The organism is Butyrivibrio hungatei (genome assembly GCF_900101605.1).
Lineage (GTDB): Bacteria > Bacillota > Clostridia > Lachnospirales > Lachnospiraceae > Butyrivibrio > Butyrivibrio hungatei_B.
The window spans coordinates 178,692-193,050 of record NZ_FMUR01000005.1; the positions used below are offsets into that span (position 1 = coordinate 178,692).

Annotated in this window: 13 protein-coding genes; 12 read left to right on the forward strand and 1 reads right to left on the reverse strand. The window is 41.0% G+C overall.

The genetic code is table 11. The annotated features are described in order from the left end of the window. Positions 1–11 precede the first annotated feature (11 nt). Positions 12–914, reverse strand: coding sequence for a peptidoglycan recognition protein family protein (locus BLP87_RS04555; RefSeq protein ID WP_074461645.1), 903 nt, complete (start codon positions 912–914; stop codon positions 12–14). Between the two features lie 407 nt (positions 915–1,321). Here BLP87_RS04555 and BLP87_RS04560 point away from each other — a divergent pair, with 407 nt between their 5' ends. The 12 genes from BLP87_RS04560 (at position 1,322) to BLP87_RS04615 (ending at position 14,320) form a co-directional block, all read left to right on the forward strand. Then, complete coding sequence (locus BLP87_RS04560) at positions 1,322–2,041, forward strand: queuosine precursor transporter (RefSeq protein ID WP_074461646.1); 720 nt, start codon at positions 1,322–1,324, stop codon at positions 2,039–2,041. Beyond that, complete coding sequence (locus tag BLP87_RS04565; protein ID WP_083334474.1) at positions 2,038–2,787, forward strand: radical SAM protein; 750 nt, start codon at positions 2,038–2,040, stop codon at positions 2,785–2,787. The genes BLP87_RS04560 and BLP87_RS04565 overlap by 4 nt, the downstream gene beginning before the upstream one ends. Positions 2,788–3,060: 273 nt before the next feature. Continuing rightward, positions 3,061–4,455 carry a hypothetical protein gene (locus BLP87_RS04570; protein WP_074461647.1) on the forward strand — a complete coding sequence of 465 codons (1,395 nt, stop codon included), beginning with the start codon at positions 3,061–3,063 and terminating at the stop codon, positions 4,453–4,455. Positions 4,456–4,640: 185 nt separating this feature from the next. Then, positions 4,641–5,168 carry a TIGR04002 family protein gene (locus BLP87_RS04575; RefSeq protein WP_074461648.1) on the forward strand — a complete coding sequence of 176 codons (528 nt, stop codon included), beginning with the start codon at positions 4,641–4,643 and terminating at the stop codon, positions 5,166–5,168. Positions 5,169–5,180: 12 nt separating this feature from the next. Continuing rightward, positions 5,181–5,777, forward strand: a complete 597-nt coding sequence (locus BLP87_RS04580; RefSeq protein ID WP_074461649.1) for a TIGR04100 family radical SAM protein — start codon at positions 5,181–5,183, stop codon at positions 5,775–5,777. 288 nt (positions 5,778–6,065) lie between these two features. Further along, positions 6,066–6,998, forward strand: a complete 933-nt coding sequence (locus BLP87_RS04585; RefSeq protein ID WP_074461650.1) for a hypothetical protein — start codon at positions 6,066–6,068, stop codon at positions 6,996–6,998. A 209-nt stretch (positions 6,999–7,207) separates the two neighbouring features. Further along, positions 7,208–8,656, forward strand: a complete 1,449-nt coding sequence (locus tag BLP87_RS04590; protein WP_074461651.1) for an aminotransferase class I/II-fold pyridoxal phosphate-dependent enzyme — start codon at positions 7,208–7,210, stop codon at positions 8,654–8,656. A gap of 64 nt (positions 8,657–8,720) precedes the next feature. Continuing rightward, a complete protein-coding gene (gene speE / locus BLP87_RS04595; protein ID WP_026513758.1) occupies positions 8,721–9,584 on the forward strand; it encodes a polyamine aminopropyltransferase in 864 nt (287 codons plus the stop codon). 109 nt (positions 9,585–9,693) lie between these two features. Then, positions 9,694–10,956, forward strand: a complete 1,263-nt coding sequence (locus BLP87_RS04600; protein ID WP_074461652.1) for a saccharopine dehydrogenase family protein — start codon at positions 9,694–9,696, stop codon at positions 10,954–10,956. A 111-nt stretch (positions 10,957–11,067) separates the two neighbouring features. Further along, positions 11,068–12,231 (forward strand): carboxynorspermidine decarboxylase, encoded by a 1,164-nt coding sequence (nspC, locus tag BLP87_RS04605; protein ID WP_074461653.1) that lies wholly within the window; start codon positions 11,068–11,070, stop codon positions 12,229–12,231. A 13-nt stretch (positions 12,232–12,244) separates the two neighbouring features. Then, positions 12,245–13,405: an agmatine deiminase gene (gene aguA / locus BLP87_RS04610; protein ID WP_074461654.1), complete on the forward strand. Its 1,161-nt coding sequence runs from the start codon at positions 12,245–12,247 to the stop codon at positions 13,403–13,405. Positions 13,406–13,420: 15 nt separating this feature from the next. Then, positions 13,421–14,320: a nitrilase-related carbon-nitrogen hydrolase gene (locus tag BLP87_RS04615; RefSeq protein WP_074461655.1), complete on the forward strand. Its 900-nt coding sequence runs from the start codon at positions 13,421–13,423 to the stop codon at positions 14,318–14,320. Positions 14,321–14,359 lie beyond the last annotated feature (39 nt).

Genomic DNA, 14,359 nt, shown 5'->3' on the forward strand with positions numbered 1-14,359 from the left:
CATTATTACTCTTAATAAAAGATTTCTTCAAACTCCTCATCCGGAATCTCCGACGAAAATTCCTCATATACGTCATTGTCTGCCAGATAATTTTCTGATTCGCTATAATCATACTCCTCACTATTATCTGCAGAATAATCTTCGCTTTCTTCTGAGTCTTCGCCTGATTTATGCTTGCGATATGAACTTTCCACTTCTTTTCCCTCTTCTGCGGCTTTTAGATCTTCTTTAAACTGATCCCACTTTTCCGGGTTTCTTACATAATACATAGGACATTCTTTTCCGGTAACTTCATAGTGCCTTATTACATGGTCGGTGCTTAGATTAAATGTAGATCTGAGCCAGTTTACAAGCTTTATCAGTGACTGATAGGACTCATCGGTAAATTCGCCTGTGGTATCCGGGTGGCAAACTTCAATTGAAATGGTGTCTTTGTTTCTGTCATTGCTTGAAGCGGACTTTTCGGTAAGGGGAACGCACATTATTATCTCGCCGTCCATACCGACAACGAAATGTGAACATACATCCGAATCTTGCTGGTTGTAGAAATCTCTGTTCTGCTGTGCGGTAGTCCGTGGATTTCCGACATAATGAACTACAATATCATTTATGCCTTCAAGAATCACACCACTTCTTGAGGGATTGCCCTGATCTATAAGTTGAACATCTATCCAAGATGGAATTTTAGTTTCTGCCGCAATCTCTACGTTACTCTTTTTTGTTAATATCAGAAATGCCTGTGCTCCGATTGCTATCAATATGATTAATTCTATAAAAAGAAAAATTGCATTTTTTTTAAGTTTGTTTTTCTTTTTAGGTGCAGGGTAATTCCTTCGGGGGCTTGTCGTGTTCCTTACGGGAGGACGACTGACCTTCATGAATTGTACCGGTTGCGCTGTCATGTGTCTGTTCATATCTTGATACTTTCTTTTTGCGTAATAATCTAAAATAAATATATTAAAGGGGGTTTTAATTTTGCAATAGTGTATTAACACTCCTAATACACTTATACCATGTTCTCTAAATGATGTCAACGCTTATGATTGTGATAAATAATGCACGCAATAATAAACATCTTGACATCGCCAAAAACTCGTAGTAGTATAGCCAAAGTCACATAAGTAATGACTCGACAGTTCGTTTGCACCATCCTGTCGTTAAACAAAACCAGGGCTGATTGGAAATTACATGTATTATCATGCATTCTGACGGCTCTGCGGTAATTCGCAGAGTTTTCTTTTATTTTTCCAAATTTTCCCTGTGCAAATATTTCATTAAGACGATAAAGTCATATTTTTTTATTAAGGAAAGGTCATAGAAGATGAATATATTATTGGGCATTTTGGAACTTATTGTATGTTTTTCGGGAGTTCTTGTAATGGACAAGCTTTTTGGAAAGTGGGGGCTCTATACATGGATGGCACTTGCAGTTGTTTTTGCAAATATTCAGGTTTCCAAGCAGGTTGATATCGGCGGTATCTCAACGGCTCTTGGAAATGTCATGTTTGCTTCGACATACCTTACGACAGATATTCTCAATGAGAAGTACAGTGACAAAGCAAGCAAGAATGCTGTGAAGATTGCGGCGGCAGCGCTCATTGCCTATATTATCTTTGCAATATTCACACAGCTTTTTGTTCCGAATTCATATGATACGGTAGATGGTGCCATGAAGAGCATCTTTGCTATGTCTGTGAGAATTACGACAGCATCCGGAGTAATGTTTGTGTTATCAAACTGGGTGGACGTTATTCTTTATCAGAAGATTAAACAGAAGACCGGTGGAAAATATATGTGGTTCAGAAATAACATATCTACCATCCTTTGCAACTGTGCTGAGAACTTCGGATTTTCAATACTTGCATTTATCGGAACATTTCCGCTTTTATATTGTCTCGAAGTTGCTCTTGCGGGATCTGTTATAGAGATGCTTATTGCGGCCTGCGATACGCCGTTTTTGTACCTTGCGGGATATCTTAACCGCAAAAGCGGAATCCTTTTGGAAAAAGATGATGATGACCGGCAGGAGGCAGTTGCATGATCTACGATCTTGTGCGATATCAGCTTGTTGATGAGAACACGAGCTCTATGAAAAGAGAAAATGTATTATTGGTATCTCTTGGCTGTTCTTGGGGGAAATGTACTTTTTGCGATTATCAGGATGATAAATCTTCGTCAGTTCTTGCATGTGATTCAGTAAATAAAAAAGTACTCGCTCAGGTAAAAGGAGCGGAAGTGGGGGCATCGGTTCTTGAAGTTACCTGTTCGGCGTCATATACCGAGCTTCCGTTTACTACGCTCAACTACATCAGGGAAACTTGCAGGGATAAGGGAATTAAGACAGTTATCCTTGAAGGACATTATATTTATAGAGATGCAAATCGTTTTTTCACCGAGTTTTTTAAGCAGTATGGTATTAATACGGTTTTTCGCTGCGGCGTTGAAACCTTCGATGAGCATATCAGAGAAGATATTCTGCATAAAGGACTTCCGGGCGTTACACCTGAGCAGATAGCAGAGTATTTTCAATGGATCAATATAATGTTCGGGATGGAAGGCCAGACTATCGAACAGCTCAAAAAAGATATTGAGATAGGACTGGAGTATTTTGACCGAGTTAATCTAAGTATATATACAACGGTAAAGAACGGGCCTGAGCGTGATGTTGACGCGATAGAAAGATTCTATAACAGCGATTTCTACAAAGAACTTAAAATGAATCCGGCAATTGATATCTACGATGAATGGGATGAAGGGAACGAGCACAAAGTGGGGCATGATATATAGATGATAGAGCCGCTCTATCAACAAACGGAGATAACTCATATGAGCTGTCTCCGTTTTGTTTTTTATATGTGGAAGAGAATGAGTATACAATATTTACGAGAAAATAGATGAAATCTTGTTTAAAAAAAGGAATATTCTGAATTTATAAAAAATTTACTGTTAATTATAGTTAAACTATAAGATAATAAAAACATACCGAAAGAATGATATGCTGTTATTAAATGACAGCAAGAAATATCTGTATAAGAGGATAGCTTTGAAAGGAGACAGTATATGGAAGGTATGGACACTCAGGATATTCTGGGCGAACAGGATTTATCTAATGCAAATATTGACGATCTCTTGGCTGCCATGAAGGCAGAAGAGTCATCGGCAGGATTTTTGCGCGAAGATGTGGGAACTGCAACGGATGTGGGGAATGCCGCTGCAATTGATGATGCTCCAATTGATGTACTTAATGCGATAGCGGATGCTGCGCCCGGTTCTCAGGATATTCTTGATACTGATGCAGCGATTGCTGAGGCACTCGAGGGTATTGCTGCAGATTTGCAGGCGGAGGAAAAACCTGTTGAGACGTTGGGAGAAGGAGAATCTATTGATATTGAACCGATAGAAGAACTGCTGGATACAGAGGAATCTGCGGATGCGGCTGTTGATGAATCAAAAGAAGCAGAGCCTGCTGTTGACGTGGATGCGATGCTTGCTGCTATGGCAGAAGCAGAGAAGGCTACTGATGTTGATGCGATGCTTGCTTCTATGACTGAAGCGGAAGCTTCCGATAATGCAGAGTCCGAAGAGGCGAGTTTATCAGAAGAAGAGGCGGCGATTATGGATAATTTAGAAGCTTTGGTGGCAGAGATACCTGAAGTTGACAGCGCTGCGGAAGTGCCGATCACCGAGACTACAGATAACAGCATTACAGAAGCACCTATAACTGAGATTACCGAAACTATGTCAGTTGAGATACCTATACAGGAAGCAACGGATCCTATGCCTGAGTTTTCGGAAGTGATTCTGGATGAGCCGGTTATAGAGGAAGATAAATCAGAAGATACTGAAATTCCCGATATAGAAGAAGCTGCACCTGAAACTTCTGCTTCGGATGATGCGTTTCTTGGAGATGTTGTTGCGGAAGAGGCGGCAAATGTCGACAGCGGTTTGCCCGATCCCGCCGAGATGGATGCTCTTATGGACGCTATGAAAGAGACTGAGAGTGATATCAATACTACAGAAAATGAAGCTATTACGGAAGATATTGGAGGAGACATGTCAGCTGATGAGATGAAGAATTTGGACGAAGTATTGAATGCGGAGGTGGATGCTCTTACAGAGGCGGTTGTAGAGGAAGCAGCGGCTTCTTCATCGGATATATCCATGGCGGATGCAGTGTCCGGAGATGTAAGCCAGATTGAGAGCTTCCTTGACGGAAACGGATATGAATATACTGCCGTAAAAAATGGCGCCGAGACAATCTTTATTCTTAAGACAAGTGAGAATAATGCTTTGGCTATTACTTATGCAGACGGCGAATTCCAGTCGCTTGAGCCCGGATTTAGCAAAGATAATCAGCGCGGATACGGAGATATTCTTACCGCATATGTTGAAGAGACCATCACATCAGGCGGTCTGTTTGAGATTAAGAGACATAAAGGCAATATGCTTGTTTAAGAAAATAATGGTGTATTAAATCGAATGTGATTTTCAGAGGCTTCGGCGTATATGCCGGAGCCTTTTTTTTCTATTTGAGAGCCTCTATCTGGTAATATTAAAAAAACATAATCTGACCATTTCTATATAATCAGATTTGCTGTAAAGTTTCATATAAATATTTTAGATATGGGAGGGCAGTTACAATGACAGAAAAAAATGCAAATGCAAAAATAAGACTTTTGACTCTTGCCGGAGCAATGACTGCATTGACCGTTATCTTTACAGCTTATATTTTCCATATACCTGTTGGGATAAACGGAGGATATGTACATTTCGGTGATACGGTGATATATCTTGCGGCAGTATTGTTGCCGGCTCCATATGCGATGATGGTCGGAGCGCTTGGAGGAGGTATCGCAGATCTTCTTACGGCGCCTATGTGGGCTATTGCAACAGTGATAATAAAGATGCTGATCGTGATTCCTTTTACAAGTAAGGGGGATTCATTACTTACGAAAAGAAATCTGGCCGCGCCTATAATCTCTTTTTTTATCTCGGCAACAGGATATTTCATTGCAGAAAAAATTCTTTTCGGCGGCGAAGTTGCTTTTTTGTCAACTTTATCGGGAAGCGTTGTTCAGTCCGGAGGAAGTGCAATCTTTTTCTACATAGGAGCGGCAGCGTTCCAAAGTGCCGGAGTTAAAAGAAATATTTTAAAGTTTACAACTTAAGGAGCTTAAATAATGGCGGATATATTATATACATACAAAGATTCGGTTTATGCGAACATTACCAATAAATGCAATTGCAGTTGCACGTTTTGTATAAGATCTTTAAGGGATGGGGTCGGAAGTGCCGATAATCTTTGGCATGAGAAGAATCCCACAAAAGATGAAGTGCTTAATGCGATACGAAATTATGATTTTTCCGGATATAAGGAGCTTGTGTTCTGCGGATACGGAGAACCTACATGTGAACTGGATACGCTTCTGGAAGCGGCAGAACTTGTAAAAAAAGAATTCGGATTAAAGACCCGTCTTAATACTAACGGACTCGGAAATGAGGAAAACAATCGAAATATTGTACCTGAGCTTTCCAAAGTTATTGACAGCGTTTCTATCAGTCTCAATGCACCGGATGCGGCAAAGTACCAGGAAGTGTCAAGACCGAAATATGAAAACGGATTTGATAAGATGGTTGATTTTGCAGTGAAATGCAAAGAACAGATAAAAGATGTCAAGTGGTCGATTGTTGATGTCCTTCCTGAACAGGATATCGAGAAATGTAAGGAATTATCTGAAAAAAACGGAATACAACTTAGAATAAGACATTACTCATAAATCAAAAAAACTAATAAAGCGCTACACCACGGGATTGAAATGATTTATTTTTTTCTCTTGACTTTAGACTAAATTAATCATAAAATCCTTGCTGGATGTAGTGTTTTTTAGTTAATTATTCGGTAATGAGTTAGTTTATTATTGATTAAACGACTTTTCACAATCTTCACAATTTATGTCACATTATATGCTATAATATGACTCAGATATCAGATTGTGTGCGATACTAAGCAGCAAATGATGACACTTAATTTTATGTTTTACGTTAAGCGGAGGAATTAGCCAAGTATGAAAATGTCAATTAATTCAATGTTACTGATCTCAACGCTATCAGTTGCCGTATGGGGATGCGCTGCAGCAGATACTGTAGTTGGGGTTGACCCGGCCAATGTCAAAACGGTCACTGCAAATGTAAATGCGAATGCATTACAGATTGTAGGCAGTGCAAATTCAGAGGATTCGACAAAGTTTGATTTTTACAAAGATCATTCATATGACATACAGCAAGAGATCAACGATGCCATACATGAAGCGCTGACAATTCAGAATGAGATTGACAGAGTGGAGAAGATTGCTAAAAAGTACGCGGACTATTCTTCAGACGCCGTAACACCGGAAGAGAAAAAAATTGCTGACGGTCTTGCACGCACAGTATGGGAAACCGAGTTAAATACTCTCTGCACAAGAGTTGTCGGAAAAATATATGATGTAAAGAAAAGAGAAAAACTTCTTGAAGATCAGCGAAGCTGGAATGCAATTAAAGAAGAAGTAATGAAAAAAAGTATAGGCGAGGACAAAAACGGCGAGGTCTTAGATTCAAAGCTTGTAAGTGAGTTTATGGAAAATACCACTCGCAGCAGATGCCTGGTTCTTGCATATGAACTTGCTCAGTCAAATGATGAAAAATTTAAGTTCCCGGAGAGATCGGTTTACGGAACTTTTGTAGATATGCAGGATTCAGATACTATCGGAAGCATACTTGTAACACGTAAAGGTGCTGACGGAAGCAATGAGGCTGTTTTTTCAATCCACCAGATGGCTGTTTTGGAAGGAACCTTTAAGGATAAAGGTGACGGAGAACTTGAGTTTACCGGAAAAAGTAGCAACGTTAAGGGAATCATCAAGATAAACGGCTGGAAAGATGCAACATTAGAGATCACACAGAGTAATGACAAGATTTACAATGCGGGTCTTAGTTATACATTTGATTTTGCATTTTGATACGTGAAAATATAACAATAGAATAGTAGCTTAAATACTTTATTTCCTGCGAAATTTTACTTTCATAATGGGGAGATATATAGTATCATAATTTTGCTGCACAATTAGAATTGATTGGGGAGTAGTGCGTATGTTTTAATAATACGCACCGCTCTTTTTTGATAGAGAACTTGTGCAACACCATTTCTCGATGGTAGGAGGAACGGCAGTTGGACCTTAGTAGACAAAAGAAAGCGCCAGTTTATGACGCTCTTGAGAAATTTCGCAAGCAAAGAGTAGTACCTTTTGATGTGCCCGGACATAAGAGGGGAAGGGGAAACTCTGAACTGGTACGTTTTTTGGGTGACAGGTGTGTTGGAATAGATGTTAATTCCATGAAACCTCTGGATAATCTTTGTCATCCGGTTTCTGTTATAAAAGAAGCGGAAGAGCTGATGGCGGATGCTTTTGGCGCCGCACATGCATTTATGATGGTAAATGGCACAACCAGTGCGGTACAGGCGATGGTTCTTTCCCATGTGAAAAAGGGAGAGAAAATCATTATGCCAAGAAATGTGCATAAGAGTGCAATAAATGCACTGATCTTGTGCGGAGCAGTGCCTGTATATATCGATCCCAAGGTTGATACGAAACTTGGAATACCGCTTGGGATGGAGATTGCGGATGTTAAGAAGGCGGTAGAGGATAATCCCGATGCTAAGGCTATTCTTATAAATAATCCCTCATATTACGGTATTTGTTCCGATCTTAAGGCCATTGTCAATCTGGCACATGAGAACGGGATGAAGGCTCTTGTTGATGAGGCCCATGGAACACACTTGTATTTCGGACCGGGGCTTCCTTTGAATGCTATGGCTGCAGGCGCAGATATGGCGGCTATCAGTATGCATAAGTCAGGTGGAAGTCTTACTCAGAGTTCGATACTTCTTTGCGGAGCGGATGCAAATATCGGTTATATAAGCCGTGTTGTTAATCTGACACAGACTACAAGTGCAAGTTACCTTCTTTTGGGAAGCCTTGATATTTCCAGAAGAAATCTTGCTCTCAACGGGCATGACAGTTTTGAAAAAGTAACTAAGATGGCGCAGTATGCCAGAGAAGAGATAAATGATATAGGCGGTTATTACGCCTACGGTAATGAACTTATAAATGGCGGAAGTATCTTTGATTTCGATGAGACAAAGCTCGTTGTCAATACAAGGAGTATCGGACTTACCGGAATTGAAGTATACGATCTGCTTAGAGATGAATATGATATACAGATGGAGTTTGGAGATCTGTCCAATGTAATGGCTTATATTTCCATAGGTGACAGGCTTCAGGATATTGAGAGACTTGCGGGAGCGCTTGCGGATATCAGAAGACTTTACTCAAAGCCTGCGCAGAGCTTTTTCTCGGCGGAGTACATTACTCCCATTGTCAAGGCTACGCCTCAGGAAGCTTTCTATGCGGAAAAAGAGCAGCTTCCTATCGATGAGTGTGTCGGAAGAATATCTGCGGAATCTGTAATGTGTTATCCGCCCGGAATACCGATCCTTTCGCCGGGAGAAGTTATTACGGAAGAAATCCTTGAGTATATAAAGACAGCCATGGAGAAAGGCTGTTCGATGCAGGGACCTGAGAGCGAAGATATTTCGGAGCTTTTTGTTCTTAAATAAGAGCCCGCGGTTTGATTGAATATGATATATACTGTGTTTATAGAGGAGATTTGCCATGGCAGAGATGGATTATTGGTTTAGCGATATGCATACCGGAAATGTTAAGATCAGTATCAGGATCAGTAAGCAGCTTTTTTCCGGTAGCAGCGAATTTCAGAGAATAGACGTTTTTGATTCGCCTGAGTTTGGCAAGTTCCTTACTTCAGACGGTAATATTATCTTTTCTGAGAAGGATGAGTTTACGTATGATGAGATGATCGTGCATGTGCCGATGGCTGTTCATCCCAAGGTTCAGAGAGTCCTTGTTCTCGGAGGAGGAGACGGCGGTGTTGCCAGAGAGCTCACTCATTACGAAGAGATAAAGGTTATCGATGTTGTTGAGCCTGACAATATGTTTGTGGATGTCTGCAAGCAGTATTTCCCTGATAACGCTGTTGGTCTTGAAGATGACAGGGTACATATTTACTATCAGGACGGACTTAAGTACCTTCGTAAATGCGAAGATATGTACGATCTTATAATAAATGATGCGACAGAGCCTTTGGGACACGAGGCGGGACTTTTTACCAAAGAATTCTACGGAAGTTGCTACAAAGCGCTTCATGACGACGGAATCATGGTATATCAGCACGGAAGCCCGTTCTATGATGAGGACGAGGAGAGCTGCAGAGCTATGCACAGGAAAGCTTACAGAGTTTTCCCGGTAAACAGGGTTTATCAGGCGCATATTCCCACATGCCCGGCGGGATACTGGCTCTTTGGTTTTGCCAGCAAAAAGTATCATCCGCTTAAGGATTTCAATCCCGACAGATGGGACGAAAGAGGAATAAAAACGTGGTATTATACCACGCATTTACATAAAGGAGCGTTCATGCTTCCCAAATATGTAGAAGATTTGCTTCAGGAAGAGGAAGATATGTCAAGATAACATGGCCATAAGTAATCGACCACTGCAAGCTTGCTTGCAAGTGGGCGAATTACTTCATGACCGTGTTATCTGTTAGAAGAGTATATAAAAGGATAGAAAAGGAGAAAATATGAGCAGATTATTGGTTATAGGTTGCGGCGGTGTCGCACAGGTTGCGATACAGAAATGCTGTCAGAACAGCGAGGTATTTACGGAGATGTGTCTTGCGAGTCGTACTGTATCAAAGTGCGATGCTTTAAAAGAAAAGCTTGAGAAGCAGGGAACACCTGTAAAGATCACGACAGCGACAGTTAATGCCGATGATGTAAACGAGATTATCGCGCTTATTAAGGACTACAAGCCCGACGCTGTGCTTAATGTCGCACTTCCTTATCAGGATCTTGTAATAATGGATGCCTGCCTTGAGTGCAAGGTGGATTACATCGATACAGCAAACTATGAACCTGAAGATATCGACGAGCCCGTTTGGCGCGCTGCATATGAGAAGAGATGCAAGGAGAAAGGCTTTACAGCATATTTTGATTACAGCTATCAGTGGGAATATATGGACAAGTTCAAAGAGGCAGGAATCACAGGCCTTCTCGGAACAGGTTTCGATCCCGGTGTAACAAGCGTTTTTGTTGCTTATGCTAAAAAGCACTATTTTGATGAGATCCATACGGTTGATATTCTTGATTGCAACGGTGGCGATCACGGCTATGCTTTTGCAACAAACTTTAACCCTGAGATAAATCTTCGTGAGGTTTCTGCAAACGGAAGCTATTGGGAGGACGGTCACTGGGTAGAGACTAAACCTATGGAGATCAAGAGAGAATATGACTTCCCGCAGGTTGGACAGAAGGATATGTATCTTCTTCATCATGAGGAGATAGAAGCTCTTGGAAAGAATTTCCCTGAGATTAAGAGAATTCGTTTCTTTATGACATTCGGACAGAGCTATCTCGATCACATGCGTTGTCTTGAAGATGTTGGAATGCTTTCGACAAGCCCTATAAACTTCGAAGGAAAAGAAATCGTTCCGATTCAGTTCCTTAAGGCACTTCTTCCGGATCCCGCAAGCCTCGGACCCAGAACTGTCGGTAAGACAAATATTGGATGTATCTTCCGCGGTATAAAGGATGGCAAGGAGAAGACTCTTTATATTTATAATGTATGTGACCATCAGGAATGCTACAAGGAGCTTGGAAGTCAGGCTATCAGCTACACAACAGGTGTACCTGCCATGATCGGAACAGCACTTGTTTTAAGCGGTAAGTGGAAAAAGCCCGGTGTATATACAACAGATGAGTTCGATCCCGATCCGTACATGGAGATGCTCAATGAATACGGACTTCCGTGGGTAGTAGACGAGAATCCGATTTTGGTTGATTGAGATTGTTTTAAGCGATTATAATATAGGCAAAGCTTCACTTTTAATTTCTAAAGTGAAGCTTTGTTTTTGCATAACGGAAATTACTTTTTTATCAGAATTGGAGTATTTTGGATGAACATAACAGAAATAGCAACACCTGCTTATGTTATAGATGAGCAGAAACTTTTGGATAATTTAAAAATCTTGTCGGATATTGCAAAAGAGTCGGGTGCAAAGATCCTTCTTGCGCAGAAAGCTTTTTCTGCGTACAGTACATATCCGCTTATTGCCGAGTACCTTCAGGGAGCGACTGCTTCGGGACTTTATGAAGCAAGACTCGCATATGAAGAAATGATAAAGCCTTTTGAGGGAAAAAAGAAGCTTGAAAATCATGTGTTTGAGCCGGCGTTTAAGGATGAAGAATTTCCTCTTGTATGCGAGGTTGCAGATCATATAGTATTTAATTCTATTGCACAGCTTGAACATCACAGGAACGTTTGGGAGAAAGCTGCCGCAAAAAAATTACTTTCTGTGGGACTTAGGATAAATCCTGAGTTTAGCACGCAGGAAGGGCATGAGATATATGATCCCTGTGCTCCGGGGTCACGACTCGGAATTAGAAAGGAAAATCTCCCCAATCCGCTTCCAAGCGGTGTTGAGGGCCTTCATTTCCATACGCTCTGTGAACAGGGATTTGAGCCGCTCGAAGCAACTTTTAAAGAAGTTGAACAGGATTTTGGAGAGTTTTTTGCACAGATAAAATGGATAAATCTCGGAGGCGGACATCATATAACAAAAACTGATTATGACAGAGAGGGACTCAAGGAACTTATCAGATATATAAAAGAAAAATATAACCTTGAAGTCTATCTTGAACCGGGTGAAGCTATCGCGCTTGATGCGGGCTATCTTGTGACCGAAGTAATGGACATTGTTGAGACTGAGAATTATCCTGTTCTTATTCTCGATACGTCTGCAGCATGCCATATGCCTGATGTTCTTGAGATGCCATACAGACCGCCGCTTAAGGATTCGGGGCTGTGCGATGAAAAGGAGTATACATACAGACTGTCATCAAGAACTTGCCTTGCGGGCGATGTTATAGGCGATTACAGTTTTGATAAAGAGATCAAGATCGGTGACAGATTGATATTTGAAGATATGGCGATCTATAGCATGGTAAAGAACAATACATTCAACGGAATGCCGCTTCCTGATATTGATATCATGCACAAAGACGGAAGTGTGGAAGTTATAAAGAAGTTTTCGTATGAAGATTTTAAGTCAAGATTATAAGTAAGGAGTCAATTTGAAGATAACGAGAAACGGCGCATTGCCGATAAATGACGGCTTTCGTATGCCTGCTGAATTTGGAAGGCACGAAGGCACAATTATGATATATCCCACAAGACCCGGAAGTTGGGGAAAAAACAGAAGCGGAGCACTTGCTTCTTTTGGGATGATTTTTTATGAGATACTAAAGAGAGAAGATCTTTATCTTCTTGTTCCGAACGATCCGGTATATTATGCGGAGGCAAAAGAGTTTACGGATCTGATAGCAAAGAAAGTCTGCGCAGAATGTGGCGGAAGGCTTGATCATGCAATGAATATCATAAAGATTGATACTGATGATTCGTGGGCGAGAGATGTTGCACCTATTTTTGTTACGGGAAAAGATGGGGCTAAAAGAGCTGTCAACTTTGGATTTAATGCATGGGGCGGCGAATTTGACGGTCTCTATGCAAGCTGGGACAAAGATAATGCGGTTCCCGGTAAGTTCTGCGAACTGTGCGGATATGAGTATTATGATGCGGAACCTTTTATACTTGAAGGCGGATCTGTTCATACAGACGGCGAAGGAACTTTGATGGTAACCGAGAGCTGTCTTTTGAGCAAGGGAAGGAACCCTTCTCTTTCCAAAAAAGAAATAGAAGAAAAGCTTGGATCGTACCTTGGCATTTCAAAGGTTCTCTGGCTTCCCAGAGGAATCTATAATGATGAAACGAACGAACATGTAGATAATATGTGTGCGTTTGTAAAGCCCGGTGAAGTTGTACTTGCGTGGACCGATAATAAAGACGACCCGCAGTATGAGCTTTCCAAAGCATCTTTTGACTATCTTAGCAGTGTGACAGATGCAAAGGGAAGACAGATAAAGATTCACAAGCTTCCGATACCTGATGTTCCTGTCCTTATAACAGAAGAAAATCTTGCAAATTATGTGTTTGAAGACGGCGAGGATGAGAGAAGTGTGGGCGAGAGACTTGCCGCAAGTTATGTGAATTATTATTATATTAACGGAGCGCTTCTTGTTCCTCAGTTTGGAGGAGAAAATGCAGAGAGCGATAAGAGAGCTCTTGATATATTAAAAGATATTCATCCGGGCAGAGATGTAATAGGAATCCCTGCAAAAGACATACTGCTTGGCGGCGGAAATATTCACTGCATTACACAGCAGATACCGGAATAAAAACGGAGGATTAAAATGTCAGATTTTGTCAAAGTTGCATGTATTCAGTTTGCATGTGGAGAAAGTGCGGCATCCGATGAGGAGCAGGTAAAACGCAATATAGAGACAGCGGGAAGACTTGCGCTTGAAGCGGCCCGGAACGGAGCTAAGTTAATTCTTTTGTCCGAGCTTTTTGAAAGAAAGTATTTTTGCCAGGAGAGAAGATATGACTATTATGAGCTTGCTGAGCCTGTTCTTGCCAATCCTGCGGTGATATACTTCAAGGATTTTTGTAAAAAGAATAAAGTGGTAATGCCGATAAGCATTTTTGAAAAGGATGAGAATGTATTTTATAATTCGGTCGTTATGATAGATTCTGATGGTGAGATAGTTGATATATATAGGAAAACTCATATTCCGGACGATCATTATTATCAGGAAAAATTTTATTTTACTCCCGGTAATACAGGATTTAAGGTATTTAAGACCTCGGTAGGAAATGTGGGCGTGGGAATATGCTGGGATCAGTGGTTTCCTGAGACCGCAAGGTGCCTTGCGATAAAAGGTGCCGACATTATTCTTTATCCTACGGCTATCGGCTCTGAGCCCATACTTGATGTTGACAGCTCAGGACACTGGATGAGAACAATGCAGGGACATTCTGCAGCAAATGTTATCCCTGTTGCGGCTGCAAACAGAATCGGAACAGAAAAGGTCAATCCTTGCGAGGAAAACGGCAACCAGACTTCAAGCCTGTGCTTCTACGGAAGCAGCTTCCTTACCGATGAGACTGGAGATGTGATCTCTAAAGCTAGTCGTGACAAAGAAGAGATAATATACGCCGAATACAATTTTGAAGAGAACAGAAAAATGAGATCTTCATGGGGACTTTTCAGAGACAGAAGACCCGAATGCTATGGAGATATTGTTAGGTAAAGAGAAATTGTAATAATATAAAGCGCCACTTTTTTGATT

Bases quoted from the DNA above. Each gene is read 5' to 3' on its own strand.
- BLP87_RS04570 (WP_074461647.1), top strand. From the start codon at position 3,061: ATGGAAGGTATGGACACTCAGGATATTCTGGGCGAACAGGATTTATCT.
- BLP87_RS04575 (WP_074461648.1), top strand. From the start codon at position 4,641: ATGACAGAAAAAAATGCAAATGCAAAAATAAGACTTTTGACTCTTGCC.
- BLP87_RS04580 (WP_074461649.1), top strand. From the start codon at position 5,181: ATGGCGGATATATTATATACATACAAAGATTCGGTTTATGCGAACATT.
- speE (WP_026513758.1), top strand. From the start codon at position 8,721: ATGGATTATTGGTTTAGCGATATGCATACCGGAAATGTTAAGATCAGT.
- BLP87_RS04560 (WP_074461646.1), top strand. From the start codon at position 1,322: ATGAATATATTATTGGGCATTTTGGAACTTATTGTATGTTTTTCGGGA.
- BLP87_RS04555 (WP_074461645.1), bottom strand. From the start codon at position 914: ATGAACAGACACATGACAGCGCAACCGGTACAATTCATGAAGGTCAGT.
- BLP87_RS04600 (WP_074461652.1), top strand. From the start codon at position 9,694: ATGAGCAGATTATTGGTTATAGGTTGCGGCGGTGTCGCACAGGTTGCG.
- BLP87_RS04615 (WP_074461655.1), top strand. From the start codon at position 13,421: ATGTCAGATTTTGTCAAAGTTGCATGTATTCAGTTTGCATGTGGAGAA.
- BLP87_RS04585 (WP_074461650.1), top strand. From the start codon at position 6,066: ATGAAAATGTCAATTAATTCAATGTTACTGATCTCAACGCTATCAGTT.
- nspC (WP_074461653.1), top strand. From the start codon at position 11,068: ATGAACATAACAGAAATAGCAACACCTGCTTATGTTATAGATGAGCAG.
- BLP87_RS04565 (WP_083334474.1), top strand. From the start codon at position 2,038: ATGATCTACGATCTTGTGCGATATCAGCTTGTTGATGAGAACACGAGC.